The sequence below is a fragment of the Spirosoma aureum genome (assembly GCF_011604685.1).
Taxonomy (GTDB): Bacteria; Bacteroidota; Bacteroidia; order Cytophagales; family Spirosomataceae; genus Spirosoma; species Spirosoma aureum.
Window position 1 is genome coordinate 1764705 of the sequence record NZ_CP050063.1, and the last position, 18108, is coordinate 1782812.

General features: G+C 48.9%; 15 protein-coding genes. 11 read left to right on the forward strand and 4 right to left on the reverse strand.

Translation table 11 applies throughout. The features are described from left to right. Nucleotides 1-4 precede the first annotated feature (4 nt). The 3 genes from G8759_RS07115 to G8759_RS07125 all read right to left on the reverse strand — a co-directional run bounded on the left by G8759_RS07115 (nt 5) and on the right by G8759_RS07125 (nt 5470). Nucleotides 5-3436, reverse strand: coding sequence for a TonB-dependent receptor (locus G8759_RS07115; protein ID WP_197933104.1), 3432 nt, complete (start codon nt 3434-3436; stop codon nt 5-7). Between the two features lie 189 nt (nt 3437-3625). Next, the gene (locus G8759_RS07120) at nt 3626-4759 is read right to left on the reverse strand and encodes a FecR family protein (protein WP_167206523.1); all 1134 of its coding nucleotides are present in this window, start codon (nt 4757-4759) and stop codon (nt 3626-3628) included. A 111-nt stretch (nt 4760-4870) separates the two neighbouring features. Next, the gene (locus G8759_RS07125) at nt 4871-5470 is read right to left on the reverse strand and encodes an RNA polymerase sigma factor (RefSeq protein ID WP_167206525.1); all 600 of its coding nucleotides are present in this window, start codon (nt 5468-5470) and stop codon (nt 4871-4873) included. Nucleotides 5471-5715: 245 nt separating this feature from the next. On the opposite strand from G8759_RS07125, the gene G8759_RS07130 reads away from it, so the two are divergent. The 8 genes from G8759_RS07130 to G8759_RS07165 all read left to right on the forward strand — a co-directional run bounded on the left by G8759_RS07130 (nt 5716) and on the right by G8759_RS07165 (nt 14085). Continuing rightward, nucleotides 5716-7032: a gluconate:H+ symporter gene (locus G8759_RS07130; protein WP_167206527.1), complete on the forward strand. Its 1317-nt coding sequence runs from the start codon at nt 5716-5718 to the stop codon at nt 7030-7032. Nucleotides 7033-7195: 163 nt separating this feature from the next. Then, entirely contained in the window at nt 7196-7819 is a 624-nt protein-coding gene (locus tag G8759_RS07135) for a TetR/AcrR family transcriptional regulator (protein WP_167206529.1), read from the forward strand. 70 nt (nt 7820-7889) lie between these two features. Continuing rightward, nucleotides 7890-9173 (forward strand): TolC family protein, encoded by a 1284-nt coding sequence (locus tag G8759_RS07140; protein WP_232074158.1) that lies wholly within the window; start codon nt 7890-7892, stop codon nt 9171-9173. A 15-nt stretch (nt 9174-9188) separates the two neighbouring features. After that, nucleotides 9189-10148 carry an HlyD family secretion protein gene (locus G8759_RS07145; RefSeq protein WP_167206531.1) on the forward strand — a complete coding sequence of 320 codons (960 nt, stop codon included), beginning with the start codon at nt 9189-9191 and terminating at the stop codon, nt 10146-10148. Between the two features lie 6 nt (nt 10149-10154). Continuing rightward, a complete protein-coding gene (locus tag G8759_RS07150) occupies nt 10155-11081 on the forward strand; it encodes an ABC transporter ATP-binding protein (RefSeq protein WP_167206533.1) in 927 nt (308 codons plus the stop codon). An 11-nt stretch (nt 11082-11092) separates the two neighbouring features. Beyond that, nucleotides 11093-11845, forward strand: a complete 753-nt coding sequence (locus G8759_RS07155; protein ID WP_167206534.1) for an ABC transporter ATP-binding protein — start codon at nt 11093-11095, stop codon at nt 11843-11845. Nucleotides 11846-11863: 18 nt separating this feature from the next. After that, entirely contained in the window at nt 11864-12970 is a 1107-nt protein-coding gene (locus G8759_RS07160; protein WP_167206536.1) for an ABC transporter permease, read from the forward strand. Further along, nucleotides 12967-14085 (forward strand): ABC transporter permease, encoded by a 1119-nt coding sequence (locus G8759_RS07165; RefSeq protein WP_167206538.1) that lies wholly within the window; start codon nt 12967-12969, stop codon nt 14083-14085. Before G8759_RS07160 ends, G8759_RS07165 begins: the two co-directional genes overlap by 4 nt. Nucleotides 14086-14178: 93 nt before the next feature. On the opposite strand, the gene G8759_RS07170 is transcribed toward G8759_RS07165, so the two are convergent. Beyond that, nucleotides 14179-15225, reverse strand: coding sequence for a fasciclin domain-containing protein (locus G8759_RS07170; RefSeq protein WP_167206540.1), 1047 nt, complete (start codon nt 15223-15225; stop codon nt 14179-14181). A gap of 139 nt (nt 15226-15364) precedes the next feature. Here G8759_RS07170 and amaB point away from each other — a divergent pair, with 139 nt between their 5' ends. The 3 genes from amaB (at nt 15365) to G8759_RS07185 (ending at nt 18078) form a co-directional block, all read left to right on the forward strand. Then, complete coding sequence (gene amaB, locus G8759_RS07175) at nt 15365-16888, forward strand: L-piperidine-6-carboxylate dehydrogenase (RefSeq protein ID WP_167206542.1); 1524 nt, start codon at nt 15365-15367, stop codon at nt 16886-16888. A gap of 358 nt (nt 16889-17246) precedes the next feature. Then, entirely contained in the window at nt 17247-17453 is a 207-nt protein-coding gene (locus G8759_RS07180; RefSeq protein ID WP_167206544.1) for a hypothetical protein, read from the forward strand. Nucleotides 17454-17604: 151 nt separating this feature from the next. Next, nucleotides 17605-18078 carry a nuclear transport factor 2 family protein gene (locus tag G8759_RS07185; RefSeq protein ID WP_197933105.1) on the forward strand — a complete coding sequence of 158 codons (474 nt, stop codon included), beginning with the start codon at nt 17605-17607 and terminating at the stop codon, nt 18076-18078. Nucleotides 18079-18108 lie beyond the last annotated feature (30 nt).

Genomic DNA, 18108 nt, shown 5'->3' on the forward strand with positions numbered 1-18108 from the left:
AGGATTAGAAAGAAACGTTCAGACCGGCCGTGAACACGTGTGCTTTCGGATAGTCGAAGAACTGAATGCCCTGCGCAAAGGCGTTGCCGTAGGTACTTACTTCCGGATCGTAGCCTGTATATTTCGTCAGCACAAAGAAGTTCTGCGCCGATGCATACACCCGCAGACGGCTTAGCTTGATCCGCTGTACGAAGTCAGTTGGAAATGTATAGCCCAACACCAGGTTACGCCCCCGCAGAAACGACCCATCTTCCACTTTATACGAATCGATCTTTGTATCGTAATACACATACGACGGCCGCGCTTCGGCAATGAACGTGTTCTGGTTGGTTGGCGTCCAGCCATTTAGTACTTCGGCATAACTGTTGGCCTGTCCCGTGCGGTCGAGTGCCGAGTGATGCGTCAGGTTTAAAATATCGTTGCCGTACGAGAACTGAAGATCGACCGTCAGGTCAAGTCCCTTGTAACGCAGCGTGTTACTGAATGTACCGTAGCCAGTTGGAATACCTTTGCCGGTAATGACGCGATCCTGATCATTGATCTGGCCGTCATTGTTCAGATCCAGGAATTTCAGGTCGCCCGGTTTCTTGCCGTATTTAGCCGCCTGATCGGCTTCTGCCGATCCCCAGGTGCCTGTCCGAACCAGACCGTAGAACGAGCCGACCGATTCGCCAACCCGCAGAATGTTCGTGTTGTTGAGAAACTGTGGGTCCGGGAAAATGTCGTCGTTCGCGTCGCCCAGTGCCGTAACTTTATTCTTCAGGAACGAAATATTGAAGTTCGTCGACCAGGTGAAATCTTTGTTGTCGATGTTGATCGTGTTCAGCGATAACTCCAGACCCCGGTTCTCCATGCTGCCAATGTTCTTGTAGATGCTGGCATATCCGCTTGATAGGGGCACAGGAGCCGATAGAAGCAGATCATGAGTCTTTTTGAGATACAGGTCGGCTTCAAGGTTAATGCGTCCTTTCAGAAAGCCAACCGATGCGCCCAGATCATACTGTGCCGTTTTTTCCCAGCGCAGGTTTGGGTTGGCCAGCGTACCGATGATGGTACCCGACGCACGCTGCCCACCGAAAACCGTTGTATTGGTGCTCAGCGTTGCCAGCGACTGGTACGAGTTGATTTCTGAGTTCCCCGTCAAGCCGTAGCTGGCGCGTACTTTCAGATCGGAGATGAGGTGGCTGTTTTTCAGGAAATCTTCCTGCGATAGCCTCCAGGCCACCGCTGCCGATGGGAAAAACGCATATTTGTTGTTGGCCCCGAAACGAGACGAACCATCGTAGCGACCCGTTGCCGTTACGAGAATTTTGTCTTTGTAGTTGTAGTTGCCCCGAGCGAAGTAAGATGCCATCTGGTAGGCATTGTACGACGACGTAGGCGGCAATGGGTTGGCACTTACACCCAGATTGTAGTATTGGTAGTAATTGTCCGGCAGACTTTCGACCCCTGAAAACCATTGCAGGTAGGTGTATTTCTGCAACTCGGCACCCGCCACAACATTGATCGAGTTTGATGCGTCGATCTGTTTGTTGTAGGTCAGGTAGTTCTGCCACTGCAAAAACTTGGTATCGTAGCTCCAGATTTCGGCATAGCCCCGGAACGGGCGAGTCAGCTGAACCTGGTTGGTTTCCGAGAACGGATTGTACTGGCTGGCAATGTTGGCTCCGAACGTAGTGCGGAAGTCCAGGCCCGGCATCAGCGTAATATTGGCGTAAGTATTGGCACCAAATACCTGCTTCTTGTACATCCGGTTGTCTTCGTTGGCCAGGGCTACCGGATTGTCTCCGCTTTCCATGTCAGGATAATCCTGCCGCTTGCCGTAGGTGCCATCTGGATAACGGATCGGAACAATCGGAATCATTTCGATCAGCATCCGGGGAATGTTGTTGCCCCCAACACCTTCGTCGGCCCGCCGTTCTTCCGAATAACTGTAGTTCAGCGTAGCGCCGACCTTCAGCCACTTCTTGACCTGGTTGTCGATAACCAACCGACCACTGTAGCGCTTCAGATACGTGTTTTTGATAATTCCCTGATTGTCGTTATAGTTCAGAAACAACCCATATGTCGTCTGATCGCTGCCGCCCGTAAAGCCCAGGTTATGATTCTGACTGATTGCTGTGCGCGTGGTTTCATCCTGCCAGTCGACATCGTACAGCGGATTCAGGTTTGCATCGAACAGTTTTCCGATCAGGGCAGTCCGTTTGATCTTTGGATCTTTATCGGCGTATTTGCCACTAGCCCAGCCCGCCGGGTCGTACTTGGCTACATTCTGGTAGGCTAAATCTTCGAGGGCCAGAAATTCTTTGGCATTCAGTACATCGCGTTTGCGGGCAATGCGGCTGGCACTTACGTAGGTATCGTAACTTACGGCTCCACCTTTCCGACCCCGTTTGGTCGTTACCAGAATAACACCATTGGCGCCCCTTGTTCCGTAAATGGCCGTTGCTGATGCATCTTTCAACACATCGATCGATTCAATATCGGCTGGGTTCAGGGCGTCGATACCAGCAGCCCAAATGATTCCATCGACCACATAAAGAGGGTTGTTGGTTGCGTTGATCGAGCTGTAGCCGCGAATCCGAATGTTTGTATTGCCACCCGGGCGGCCTGAGTTAACCGAAACGTTGACACCTGCAATACGACCCTGTAAACTCTGCTCGACGTTAATGGCCGGGCGCTCCAGCAACTCGGTGCTTTTCACACTCCCGACCGATCCGGTTAAGTCCGACCGTTTCTGGGTTCCGTAACCCACAACAACCACTTCGTTTAATGATTTAACATCGGGCACGAGCGAAATGTCAATAGTTGTCTGATTGTTGATGGAAACTTCTTTCGCCGTATAGCCAATCGATGAAACTACCAGCGTTCCGTTACCGTCGGGAACATTCAGCGTAAAAACACCTTCGGCATCGGTTACCGTACCCGTTGAAGTTGTTCCTTTTAGCAGGATGGTCGCGCCCGGAAGCGGTTTGCTCGATTCGTCAAACACTCGCCCCCGAATGGTAATCGGTGGAGCCGCCGACTCGATGGCTGCTGCATCGACTAACGATGATAGTTTTTTCTGTGCGCTGGCGTTTCGTGTCAGAATCAGTCGGTTACCGACCATTTCATACTTAAGTTGCAAGGGACCAAGCAACGACGAAAGCACCTGAGCCAGTGTTTCATTTTCGGCTGACACCGATACCTTCCGATTTGCCTGGATCAAATCGGGGCTGTAGGAAAACTTTACATCGGTCAGCTTTTCAATTCGAGTCAGAACATCACTTATGTTTTTGTTCGCAATCTGTAAGGTGATCTTCTGATTGAGCACATCCTGTGCGTTGCCGTCAGTAGCCAGCGAGACATTCGAAAAAATCGCGGCTAACAGCAACTGGAATAGCATTAATCGCATAACGTTCCATCCAATAAACTTGGAGAGTATGGGGTTATTCATAAATTTGAAAGGGTTTTGTTAAGAACCTGTTGACAAAATCTTCCCGGACGCCCGGTAATCGGGCGTAGGTTTAGCGACTCCTGGGACAATACCGGAGCCAGTAATGTTGGCGCATTGCTGGTTCCTCTTCGGCTTTATTCTACTGCATAGGTCTTTTTCTGGTTTTTAATATTCTAATAGTCATGTAGTTTAAGGCTGGCAGCCGGGCCCGGAAACGGCAATGGCTAATTGCTGCATCTGGTACTCAGCTTCAATACTTTTACAGATAATCGTTAGCTTTTCGGATAGCGATTCGTCGGTTAAATCGGCTGTAAGCCGGCAGTTGCCCAGCACATTTTTATCGTACCTGATCGTCACTCCATACACTTTTTCCAGTTCGTGGAATACGTCGCTGACCGGCGTTGCATTGAAGATGAAATTGGTTGAACTGGTTGACAATCCTTTTGGAAAAACGGGTGTCGCAGCAACCACATCCCGGGTGCGAATAAGCCGGGCCTGCTGACGGGCAAAAACGATTTGCTGGTTATGAGTCAGTACGATTCCATCCAGCGAAGGCGTACTGACTTTTTGCAGCTGTTGCCTATCCGTCTGCGGAAAAACGGCGACGCGGCCCGACCGAACCGTAACCACCACATCTTTATCGTCGGCGAAGGCCCGAATGGTAAAACTGGTGCCTAATACTTTTGTCAGTAAGCCATTCGCGTGCACCAGAAAAGGGCGTGATGGGTCTTTGGCCACTTCAAAATAGGCTTCACCAATCAGATAGACCGCCCGATTGGGACCGTTAAATTTTTTAGAAAACGTAACTTGACTGCCTTTCTGAAGAATAATCGTACTGCCATCTGGCAGCGCAATCAGGCGGGGCCTATCGGTGTCGTTCGTTTGCTCGATGAGCGACTGATCCAACTGTGCTAACTCGTGAAAGCGTTCCTGATCGTTGCCCGCATTGTGAACGCGTAGCCACCACCAACCGAGGCTCATCATAATAGCGATGGATGCCGCAATGGCTATCCAATTGCGCCAATTCCGACGGAAGATCTTTGTGAACGGGTTCGTTGAGGGCTGATGTGACAACTCAATTTGATCCCGAATCGCTGCCCAAAGTCGTTCTTCGTCGTCGCCCTTAATTGGATGCGCGAGCGTTGATGTAGCGTCGGTAATTTGTTTAACCAGTTCAATCGCCTGTTGTATGGCTTCTGCTTTTTCGGGGTATTCGGCCAGATAGGACTCCCAGTAAAGCGTTGACGCTTCATCAGGATTCTTTACCCATTGCCGAAAATAGGAGTCAGCAACAAAGTCTTCACAGCGAGAGAGTTGGGTCATAATACACGCGTTCGTCTAGATGTAATAGTCGAGAGGGCGTGGTTTTAACTCATCTTTTTTGAAATTTTTTAAAAACTTTTCGATTCTTCGTGAAAAAACTGGGAATAGAGCCTACAAAAAAAGTCCAATCAGTATAAGTGCAGTTGGGTGGCTGGTAAATAAATCCCGCAGACAGATGATCGCCCGATTCAGGTGATTGATAACGGACTGATGGTTGATGCCCATAATGCCTGCAATCTCATCATTACTGAAGTCGTGATAGAAGGCGAGCGTAATAGCTTCCCGCTGGCGACTAGGCAGTTTTACGATGGCTTTTTGAAGACGGGCCGACTGGTCGTTGTTTGTTTCCTGTTGCGTAATCAGAAATTCAATGGATGGTGAAAGTAGCTGGTCATCGGCTATCACATCTTCACCGTCAGTAGCCAGGAGTGGTGCATTCATCCGTATTTTTGACAGCTTGTTGCGCACAATCCGGAAGAGGTAATATTTGATCGTATGCAAATCACGCAGGGTGCTCCGGCGAGTCCAGATCTCCAGAAAAACGTCCTGCACAACGTCGTTGATCAGGTCATGATCGCTGCACAGACGTTTGCCATATGCCAGTAATAAAGACGAGTGCGTTCGGTAAATATGCTCAAAAGCCTCGATGTCTCCCTGTTGAAAGGCATTCCAAAGACCGGAGTCATCGTCGAATATCCTGCTTGTAGGCATGGCCAATGCTATCGTTGAGTAGGCTAAGAATAAGAGTGCAAATTTAGGGAACCCTGTAATAAAAAAAGTATTTTTTGTGATTAGACGGTCTCTATACCGGCAATATACAAGCCCTCATGAGCGGAATTCAACGCTCTATTTTTGTGTAGTTGAGAAGCGAATTGTTCTTCTAAAAGCGACTATTCTACTGTACGACAAGAGTCTGTCAGGATAGTAAATCTGGTTTAAGCTGGTCTTTCCCCACTATGCCCCTGCTGATCACAACCCTCGCCATCCTTGTTCTGATTGCTCTGATTTCGTACGTACGTTTACATACTTTCCTGTCTTTTCTGGTGGTGTCGATGGGCGTCGGCCTGGCGCTGGGAATGCAGCCACTCCCCATTCTGGAGTCGATTCAGAAGGGAATAGGTGGGACACTTGGCTCTATTCTGGGGATTATTGCGCTGGGGGCTATGTTGGGAAAACTCGTTGCAACAAGTGGTGCCGCTCAGCAGATTGCCGTCACAATGATGTCGCTGGTTGGCACAAAACATGCCCGCTGGGCCTTTATGGTTACAGGCTTTATTGTTGGCCTACCGCTATTTTACTCGGTTGGTTTTATGTTGCTGACTCCGTTGGTCATTACAGTTGCTTATCGATACAAACTGCCAGCGCTTTACATCGGCTTGCCAATGCTGGCTTCGCTGTCGGTTACGCAGGGATACTTACCTCCCCATCCGGCTCCACTGGCAATTCTTAAACAGTTCAATGCCGATATGGGATTGACGCTCTTTTACGGAATCATTGTTTCCATACCGGCTATTCTGGTTTCTGGTGCCTTGTTTGGGTCGACGCTTAGACGTTACACAACGCTGCCCAACAAAGCGTTTATGGCCGCTGAACTGACCGATGAACAGATGCCCTCAGTAACGGCCAGTTTCCTGACGGTTTTACTGCCGATTCTGCTAATTGGTTTGAGCACCGTTTTTAGTCCTTTTCTTCCCGAGGGTTCCCTGAGTAAGCAAGTGTTGATGACACTTGGCGAACCGACTGTGAGTATGCTGCTTTCGGTGCTGGTTGCGATTGGTACGCTGGGTATGCAGCGAGGTAAATCAATGCTGGAAATTACGACGCTTCTGGCCGATTCGGTGAAAGAAATAGCGATGCTCTTGCTGATTTTTGGCGGAGCTGGCGCGCTCAAACAGGTTCTGACAGATGGTGGTGTGAGCCAGAATATCGCCGATCTGATGCAGCATTCGACCCTACATCCGTATGTACTGGCCTGGAGCATGGCTGCGATCATTCGGGTGTGCGTTGGCTCATCAACCGTATCGGGCATTACAACCGCCGGATTTATGGCACCCCTATTGAAAGCATCCGGAGTTGAACCTAACCTGATGGTACTGAGCATTGGCGCCGGAAGTATGATGTTTTCGCACGTTAACGATACGGGTTTCTGGTTGTTTCGCGAATATTTTCAATTGTCAATGGCCGATACGTTGAAAACCTGGTCGGTCATGGAAACGCTGGTATCGGTGGCCGGATTGGCGGGCGTAATGGCACTAAGTCTGTTTATTCACTAGATAATGAGTTAACGACCTTTGGATAAAGGAGCAAGACTGTTTTTAAAATAATTTTTTAAAAACATTTTTAATTGCTGACCTTTGTACTGGCAAGGCCATCAAGCCTGCAAAAAAATCAAGCTTTATAGCCCTTTCTGAGCAGTAATCAGGAAGGCCAGACTGTATGGAGAAATCGGCCAATAACGCGCTGGACGGCACAACGGAAGAACGGATCAAGGAAGTGGCCCGTAAGATGTTTACGCAAAAGGGGTATGCCGCCACTCGTGTGAAAGATATTGCGGAGGAAGCCGGAATGAACATTGCGCTGCTCAATTACTACTTCCGGAGCAAAGAGAAACTGTTCGACATCATTATGGCGGAGAATATCCAGCAGATTGCAGGCTCCATTAAGCAGATTATGATGGATCCGAAAACGTCACTCAGCGAGAAAGTACAGAAGATCGTTACGTTTTATATTGACCTGTTTACGAATGAGCCCGAACTGCCGCTGTTTGTTTTCCGGGAAGTAACAGCGAATCCTGACAAACTGGTTGATATTGTGGGTAGAAAGCAGATCATACAGTCGTATTTTTTTAAGCAGTTACAGGCTGAACTGGATGCGCATGAAATCAGTATGCATCCAATGCAAATTATGATGAGCATCATGAGCCTGGTGGTAATGCCCTTTATTGCACGACCCCTGGTTCAGGTAATTGCCAATCAGGAACCGGCCGAGTTTTATGCCTTGATGCAGGAGCGTAAACGGTTGATACCCTTATGGATTAGCGCGATTTTAAAGGCCAGTTGAATTTTTTTTTGCTCAGGTGTTAAAAATATTTTTAAAAATTAATTTTAAGTCAATTTGAACCGGCTTAATCATGAAAAAGATAAGCATGTTGATAGGCTTGTTGACCATTTCGGTTGGCCTGATGGCTCAGGTGGGCCAGTCATTAACAATCGAGGATTGCTATACGCTGGCTAAACAGAACTATCCGCTCATTAAGCAGCGGGCGTTGATTCAGAAAACCAGCGCTTATTCGGTCGAGAATGCTGCGAAAGGATACCTGCCCCAACTGACGCTTTCGGGCCAGGCCACCTATCAAAACCAAACGGTTGATTTCTCCGAATCGGCACTGGGTGCTGTAATACCGCCCAATATTGCCCTGCCTAAAATCAGTAAGGATCAATATAAAGTCACCGGGCAGGTTGATCAGCTGATTTATGATGGTGGAGCGATCAGATACACCCAGGAGGCTCGCCGGACCGATGCTGCCATTCAGGAGCAAAATCTCGAGGTCAGTCTGTATGCGCTTCGGGAGCGGGTCAATCAATTGTTTTTTGGTATTGCCCTGATCGATGAGCAGCTCAAACAAACCGATTTACGAAAAGCCGATATTCAGAGTGGAGTCGATAAAACACAGGGCGCACTCACCAACGGAACTGCTTTCCGGAGTAGCCTGAATGAACTGAAAGCTGAGCTGATCCGGGCTGATCAGGCGACTACCGAACTGAAAGCCTCCCGGCGCGCCTACGTAACAATGCTGGGCGCTCTAATCAACCAGCCGCTGAACGACAGTACGGTATTTGTCAGGCCGCAGCCCATTACGCTTTCAGCTCAGGTAAACCGGCCGGAGCTAACGCTGTACGAAAATCAGAAACGGATTTATGACGTGCAGGAAAAGCAATTACAGACCGCTTACCGCCCAAAAGTCAGTGCTTTTTTTCAGGAAAACTATGGCCGCCCGACTTTCAATTTCATCAATAATACCTTTGATTTCTTCTGGATTGGGGGTATTCGGTTGAATTGGGCACTGAGTAGCTTCTATACCACGCACCGCAACGATGTGCAATTACTGGCAATCAATCGGCAAAACGTGGATATCCAACGGGAAACGTTTCTGTTCAATACCAACCTGTCGATGGCTCAGCAGAGCTCGGACGTGCAGAAATACCAGGATTTGATCGCTCAGGACAATCAGATTATTGACTTGCGGGCTTCCGTTAAGAACTCGGCCAATGCCCAATTGCAAAATGGTGTCATTACGTCCCACGATTACATCAATCAGGTGAATGCCGAAAACGAAGCCCGGCAAAACCTTATTCTACACCAAATTCAGCTACTACGGGCTCAGTATACTCATAAAAACACGTCCGGAAATTAAACCAGTGTCGAACTAATGAAACCCTTTGCAATTCTAATTATTACAACGGCCATCGGGCTGGCATCATGTCAGAACAACGAGCCTGATTATGATGCATCCGGCAATTTTGAGGCTGATGAGATTATCGTGTCCTCCCAGCAGAACGGCCAGATTTTAACGTTTTCGCCTAATGAAGGCGATGTACTGAAAGCCGGTCAAACAGTTGGTCAGATTGATGTGACCTCCGCCAAACTTCAGAAAGAGCAGGTGCAGGCATCGATGCAGGCGCTGCGGGAGCGAACTACCAGTGTGCGGCCACAGGTCGAGCTAACCCAGCGGCAGCTCGCTGTTCAGGAAGCCCAGCTAAAGCAACTGGTGCACGAGCGAACACGAACCGAAAATCTGATCAAAGCGGATGCAGCTACCCAAAAGCAGTTAGACGACCTCAATGCCCAGATCGATCAGTTACAAAAACAGCTGGACGTAACCCGCCAGCAAATCAGGGTCGCCGAAACCAATAATGCGTCGCAAAACCGGGGCGTTTTGAGCGAACAGGGTTCTCTGGCAAAGGCCGCCGAACAATATGAAGTACAGGTGCAGAAAGGTCAGATTATTAATCCAGTGAAAGGGACGATACTGACCAAATATGCCTTTGCGGGCGAAATGGCCACGTTGGGTAAGCCGTTATACCGGATTGCCAACACCGACACCCTTAACCTTCGGGCCTACATTACGGGTACGCAACTCCCAAAGGTGAAGGTCGATCAGCCGGTTACGGTACGGATCGATAATGGCGAAAAAGGATTTAAAGAATATCCGGGTACAATTTCCTGGATTTCAACCAAATCGGAGTTTACGCCCAAGACAATTCAGACGAAGGATGAACGGGCCAATCTGGTTTATGCTACCAAAATACGGGTCAAAAATGACGGTTACCTCAAAATCGGTATGTATGGCGAAGTGATTCTGGATTCGAATAAACCCAAAACGAACTGAGTAATCATGGGGGGCGTGACGCTGATGAATCTGACAAAAACCTACGACAGCGGGAAAGTTCTGGCCGTTGATGAGGTTTCTTTTTCAGTAGAGCCGGGCGAACTTTTCGGATTGATCGGGCCCGATGGAGCCGGGAAAACCAGCATTTTTCGTATTCTGACAACGGTACTGCTGGCCGATAAAGGCACCGCAACCGTCGATGGGTACGATGTTGTGAAGGACTACCAGGCTATCCGGAACACCGTTGGCTACATGCCGGGACGTTTTTCGCTCTATCAGGACTTAACCGTTGAAGAAAACCTGACTTTTTTTGCGACCCTGTTCGGCACAACCATTCAGAAAAACTACGCCCTGATCAAAGACATTTACGAACAAATCGAACCGTTTAAAAAGCGCCGGGCAGGTAAGCTTTCGGGCGGAATGAAGCAGAAACTGGCTCTCTGCTGCGCACTGATCCATAAACCCACGGTCCTGTTTCTGGATGAACCGACGACCGGCGTAGATGTGGTTTCCCGCAAAGAATTCTGGGATATGCTGAAGCGTCTGAAACAACAGGGCATTACCATTCTGGTGTCAACGCCCTATATGGACGAAGCGACGCTTTGCGAACGAATTGCGCTGATTCAAACGGGTAAAATACTATCCATCGACACACCGGAAAACGTGATAAATTCTTATCCGGGGCAGCTATTCGCCGTTAAAGCAGATTCTATTCATCAGCTGTTGAACGACATCCGGCAGAATAGCTCAATACGAAGCAGTTACGCCTTTGGTGAGTATCTACACGTATCCTTCAGACAGGATAACGGCCAGAATGCGCAAACGTTGCTTCAATATCTTGAGCAAAAAAAGCATACCGGCATTGAGGTGAAACCCATCAGGCCCACCATTGAAGACCGATTCATCGAACTCATGACGAAACAGGCCGATTAACCACTACTGGTATGAACGCAACGAATCAGAAAGCCATTTCCTGTCATGAATTGTCGAAGCAATTCGGCGATTTTGTGGCGGTCAACAAGATTTCCTTCGATGTAGAAATCGGTGAAATATTCGGCTTTTTAGGTGCCAATGGCGCTGGTAAAACCACGGCCATGCGGATGCTTTGTGGCCTGTCGTTTCCTACTTCCGGGCAGGCTACGGTCGCGGGTTTCGATGTTTACAAGCAGCAGGAGTCGATCAAGAAAAACATTGGCTACATGAGTCAGAAGTTTTCGCTCTATGAAAACCTGTCCATCCTGGAAAATATCGAATTTTTCGGGGGCGTATATGGCCTGTCGGACAAAGACCTGAAAACGAAAAGCGACGAACTGGTCAGTACGCTGGGGCTTGAACACGAAGCCAAAAAGATGGTTGGGAGCCTCCCGCTGGGCTGGAAACAAAAGCTCGCGTTCTCGGTCGCCATCATTCATGAGCCCAAAATTGTGTTTCTGGACGAACCGACCGGCGGAGTTGATCCCGTTACGCGTCGGCAATTCTGGGATCTGATCTACGATGCTTCCGATCGGGGCATCACCATTTTCGTGACAACGCACTACATGGACGAAGCCGAATACTGTAACCGGATTTCGATCATGGTCGATGGTAAAATCGACGCGCTGGATTCGCCGGGAAATCTGAAAAAACAGTTTGCCACCGATTCAATGGATGATGTTTTCTACCAGTTGGCTCGGGGTGCCAAACGTTCTGCGGATTAAGTTCAACCAACTACGGGCATGAAACAACTATTGGTTTTTATACGAAAGGAATTTTATCACGTCTTCCGTGATCGGCGTACGTTGCTCATCCTGTTTGGGTTGCCAACGGCGCAGATTATGCTGTTTGGCTATGCCCTGAGCAGTGAGGTTAAAAACATCAATCTGGCCGTCGTCGATTTTTCAAAAGATATAGCTACGCAACAGATCATTACCAAAATTCAGTCTAGCTCGTATTTCAATCTACAACAGTCCGTACTGAGCTATGCCGACATGGAACGTGCGTTTCGGGAAGGAAAAATAAGAGCGGCCATTATCTTTCCGACGGGCTTTAATGACGATTTACGCCATGTTAACAAAGCGCAGATTCAAATCATTGCCGATGCATCGGACCCCAATACGGCCACAACGATCACCAACTATCTGACCGGAATTATCGGTGATTATCAGCAGCAAATCAATGCAGCGGCAGCCTTACCGTATCAGATTCAGACCGAAACCCGAATGCTTTATAACCCTGATATGAATGGTTCGCTGAATTTTATTCCGGGGGTTTTAGCATTGATTCTGATGATTGTCTGCACTACGTTGACGTCTGTTTCCATCGTTCGGGAAAAAGAACTGGGAACCATGGAGGTATTGCTGGTTTCACCTTTTAAACCGATTCTGGTTCTTATTGCCAAAGCTGTTCCTTATCTGGTGCTGTCGCTGCTGGATTTTGCCCTGATTCTGGTGCTAGCGGTGTTTGTGCTTGATGTACCCGTTCGGGGGAGTGTTGTGCTGCTGTTTGCCGAGAGTACACTGTTCATTATCTGTTGCCTCTCGCTGGGTTTGTTGATCTCTAACATAACGGCCTCGCAACAGGTGGCCATGCTGGCGTCTATGATGGGGATGATGCTGCCGACCATATTGTTTACGGGATTTATGTTTCCGCTGGAAAACATGCCGCTACCGTTGCAACTGGTGTCCAATATCGTTCCCTCGCGGTGGTATTATCTGATAGTGAAAGCGATTATGCTGAAAGGGCTGGGCTTTGGTGCCGTCTGGAAAGAAACAGTTGTGCTGATCGGAATGGCCATTGGATTATTGGGAATTAGTCTGAAGAACTTTAACATACGGCTCGCATGAGAATCCTGAAATTTCTGCTCCGGAAAGAGTTTCGGCAAATATTCCGCGACAAAAGTATCCTGGCCATGATTTTTGCGATGCCATCGATCCAGCTGATTATTCTGCCATTGGCCGCCAATTTCGATGTGAAGAATGTGAATCTGGCTATTGTCGATAACGATCACAGCACTTATTCGCAGCGGCTGATTTCGAAAGTAGGCTCATCCGGTTATTTCCGCATTATCGAAGCCAGCCATTCGTTTAAGGAGGCCCTGCACACGGTTGAAGACAATCGGGCCGATCTGATCATGGAAATTCCTGCCGGATTTGAACGGAATCTGGTTCGCGAAGGCTCGCAAAAGCTGTCGCTGGCGGTCGACGCCATTAACGGAACCAAAGCGGGGCTGGGCGGTGCTTACCTGAGTCGGATTATTGGTGATTTCAACGGCGATGTCCGGCTACAGTGGATACAGCCCGGCCGTTTTAACGAGGCTACAGTCATTGACGTAACTTCGTCAAACTGGTTCAATCCACTGGGCGAGTACCGTTTTTTCATGGTCCCCGGTATTCTGGTTTTACTCCTGACGCTGGTAGGCGGGTTTTTGTCGGCACTAAATATTGTGCGGGAAAAAGAGATTGGCACCATCGAACAAATCAATGTGACACCCATTCAGAAGTGGCAGTTTATTCTGGGCAAGCTGATTCCGTTCTGGGTATTGGGTATGATCGTATTCACCATCGGATTGCTTATTGCCCGACTCGTCTACGGCATTATTCCAGTTGGGAGTCTGGCAACACTGTATCTGTTTGCGGGCGTTTATCTGGTTGCTCTGCTGGGGTTTGGGCTGCTCATTTCAACCTACAGTGATACGCAGGTACAAGCGATGTTCGTCGCCTTTTTCTTCGTGATGATCTTTATTCTGATGAGCGGCTTATTTACCGCTATCGATAGCATGCCACCCTGGGCGCGGGCCATTGCGTATATGACCCCCGTTACGCATTTTATCGAAGTGGTTCGAATGATTATTCTGAAAGGCAGTGGGCTGGCCGATGTAACCCGCCAATTGCTCTACGAAGTCGGTTTTGCCATCGTGCTCAATGGTTGGGCCATCTGGAATTACCGCAAAACGAACTGAAAGACCAGCTACAGTCTGATGATAACAGACAATGGCCGTGGCGATGAGCGCTTAAACTCATTTCCACGGCCATTGGTATACTGTAACGCTCATCTACCGAAACATAGTACCTCCTGCTTTGGGCATCAGTACAACGTTAATGCTGTGCACAACACCATTTGCTGATTTGTAATTATCACCAGCGTCGATGCTGGCGGTATGTCCCTGATCATCGGTCAAATCAATGCTGCCGTTTGAACCTTGTTTCGCCATCAGTGTGCTTCCTGCCAGTGTCTGTAATTCGGCCTGACCATTACCCGCCTTGATTCGACGATTTAACTCGGCTATATCGACTTCTCCCCGTACTACATGATAGGAGAGCAATTGCTTTAGTGCATCGCGGTTGCTACCTTCCAGCAGACCGCTCTGGGCGTTGGCTGGTAGTTTTTTAAAGGCACTATTCGACGGTGCGAACACGGTGTAAGGGCCGCTTCCTTTGAGTGTCTCAAATAAATCAGCCGATTGCAGGGCATTTTGCAGCGTCGTGTAATTTGGCGATGATGAAATAAAATCGCCTACACTGGTGCTACGGTTCGTGCTGCCTGCTTTTACGGCTGGTGTTCCGCTCCCGGTTCTTGCGCCCGATACCGCGGCTCCGGTGCCTGAAGTGCTGACACTTGTTCCCGATGGAGTTGCACCCGTATTGGGCGAATAACTGCTTCCGTCGCTGCTCACGGAACTGCGGGCAGCCGAATTATTCTGTCCGTTGCTCACCTGATCGGCGGGCGTAGGCGTTGCGGCTGTTGGATTACTGCCAACGCCCGTAGGAGCATTCGTAACGTTGTTGCTATTGTAGTTCGTCGTGTTACTGTTGTTAATGGACGTGCCGTCGCTGGCCGAACTTTTCCGGTACTGACCATCCTGCACACTCGTTGAGGTACCTGAGTTCATGCGCGCGTTCTGTTCCATGGCTTTTTTATTGCGTTTCATGGCTCGTCGCTGACTTCGTGACGATGGGGCGGGTGTAGAATCGGGAGCGATAGCACCCTGCGGATAAGTCGTTGAGGTAGCTGCCCCGGTGGGCGTAGACTGTGCCCAGGCGTCTCCAGTTGCCAACGCTGCTCCGAGCGTCAGTAAACTAAGTGTTACATTGATTTTCATAACGTTGCATGGTCGTTGAGATAACAAATCATCATGTTATCAACCTAATTGGACGTAAAAAGTTTACTGTCATGTGTCCGTTGTTTATACAAAGGCCACTAGATTTGCCAACACATCAACCTACTGAGTACCGATAGTTATGCAGTCGATTCTCCCTTTACCAACGCAGCCCGTAAAACCCGGAACCAGTACCGGGCAACAGTTCTGGCAATCTTCCGAAAAAATAATCGATTCCTATTCACCCGCCGACGGTCAGCTCATTGCACGCGTCCATGTGTCGAGTCGGGCTGATTATGATCGCGTTGTTGAAACGGCACAGGCCGCTTTTCTGCAATGGCGGCAGGTTCCCGCTCCGCGCCGGGGCGAAATTGTCCGGCAGATGGGGGAGCAATTCCGGCGGTATAAACGTGAACTTGGTACACTGGTCAGCTATGAGATGGGCAAGTCGCTCCAGGAAGGCTTGGGCGAGGTGCAGGAAATCATTGATATCTGCGATTTTGCCGTTGGGCAGTCGCGGCAGTTGTATGGCCTGTCGATGCATTCGGAGCGTCCGGCTCACCGGATGTTTGAGCAATGGCACTCGTTGGGGGTTGTGGGTATTATTTCGGCCTTTAACTTTCCCGTAGCCGTCTGGTCATGGAATGCGATGCTGGCCTGGGTTTGTGGCGATGTCTGTATCTGGAAACCATCCGAAAAAACGCCATTGACCGCGTTGGCCTGTCAGCAGATCATTGGCGAGGTTTTGCGCAATAATGATGTGCCCGAAGGTGTGTCGTGTCTTGTTATCGGCGGTCGCGATGCGGGTGAATGGCTTGCCCGTGACCCACGTATCGCGCTGGTGTCGGCTACGGGTAGTACGCGCATGGGTAAGGCGGTTGCTGAAGCCGTTGCCGGACGATTGGGCCGTAGTCTGCTCGAACTGGGCGGTAATAACGCCATTATTGTATCGGAACATGCCGATCTTGATCTGGCCATTCCGGCAATTGTGTTCGGAGCCGTTGGCACGGCTGGCCAACGATGCACCACCACGCGCAGGCTTATTGTTCAGGAGAGTATTTACGATGACGTAAAGAATCGGCTCAAAAATGCCTATGCTCAATTACGAATTGGGAGCCCGCTGGATGAGTCGTTCCATGTTGGGCCGCTCATCGATCAGCAGGCCGTAAAAGGCTATCAGACAGCCGTAAACGAGATTCGCGAATTGGGGGGACGGTTTGTTGTTGAGCCAGGCCAGATCGACGGATTAGGTTTTGAATCAGGCTGTTATGTGAAGCCTTGTATTGCCGAAGCCGAAAATCAGTGGCCTATCGTACAGAAGGAAACCTTTGCGCCCATTCTTTACCTGCTGAAATACACCACGCTAGACGACGCGATTGCTCAGCAAAATGCTGTGTCACAGGGACTATCATCGGCCCTTTTTACCCTGAACATGCGGGAGGCTGAGCGTTTCCTATCCATTGCTGGCTCCGACTGTGGTATTGCCAACGTAAACATCGGAACATCGGGCGCTGAAATCGGAGGTGCGTTCGGGGGCGAAAAAGAAACGGGCGGTGGCCGTGAATCTGGCTCCGACGCCTGGAAAGCTTACATGCGTCGGCAAACCAATACCGTCAACTATGGCACTACCATGCCGCTGGCGCAGGGTATTACGTTTGAGCTGTGATAGTTATATCGACAGGTTTAACCTCAAAGCATGCTGGCAAGCCCAATTGCCAATTAATTAACGAGCGAGTTCCCTCGCTCGTTTTGAGTAATTCTTTCATCATCAGTTCTTTAAGTGTTGAGTGAAACGCAAGTGGTCGCAATTCTTTGTGATCTATGGATGAATTTAGTTTAAAAGGATTCGAACTAGAAGTACTTCGTTCTGGATAAAAAAGCGTGACAGCCAGGTTTCAATTGGTAATCGACTCATTTCGATAGGGCCGCGTTTGGTACAGGAAATATCCTGGTTGCGGTAGTCAAATCTGACGTAGCGTGCGGCAAGACAGCTAACTTTAGTGCATACCTTAGGCTAATTACCTATGAATACCAAATTGATGTTTTTAGCGCTTGGTTTGCTCTTGTTAATTGTCTCGTTTTGGATCAAAGACGACGCTTTTGACATCCAACTTTATGCTACTTACTATGTCATTGGCTGGGGCAGCCTGTTCAGGGGTGTTGGTTTGCTATGTTGTTTGGTAGAAGGGGTTTCCTTCATGCTCAAGCATCAAGTTAGTCGCCAGAAGTGATGCTCTGTGAATCCCTCTTCGTGTATTCGCAGCACCTTTAGGAGAGCCGTCAACTCAACGTTAGACGGGTCTTTACCGATCCTGAGCCACATCGGGATTTTGCAGGTTTTAATTTTGCTTAGCAAAATACTACATGTAAACTATTAAGAAAATGAATCAAAATTTGATACTTCTTATCGTGGCATCATTCATTTTGACATCATGTAAAACCAGTTATAGCCAAAAGAAAACACAAGCAGGTATGGTAAGCGAAACAGAAAATAGTTCGACAAATCTTACACTGGCTGCGGTGGAGAGGTTCAATGCAGCGTTCAATCGTCACGATGTCGAAGCTGTCATGAATGCTATGACAGAAGACTGCATTTTTGAGAACACGAACCCACAACCTGATGGTACTCGTTTATTGGGTACTGATGCTGTCAGGGCGTATTGGGGGAAATTCTTTGCGGCAAATCCAGACGCTATTTTTGAGACGGAGGAGATTTTTGCGACTGGAGACCGTTGTGTTGTCAGGTGGATTTATCGCAAGACAAAAGAAGGGAAACCCTGGCATTTGAGGGGAGTGGATATTTTCAAAGTACGAAATGGAAAGGTGGCGGAAAAACTGGCTTATGTAAAAGGTTGATCGTGTAATTTTTGGCTCTAATCAAGTTAT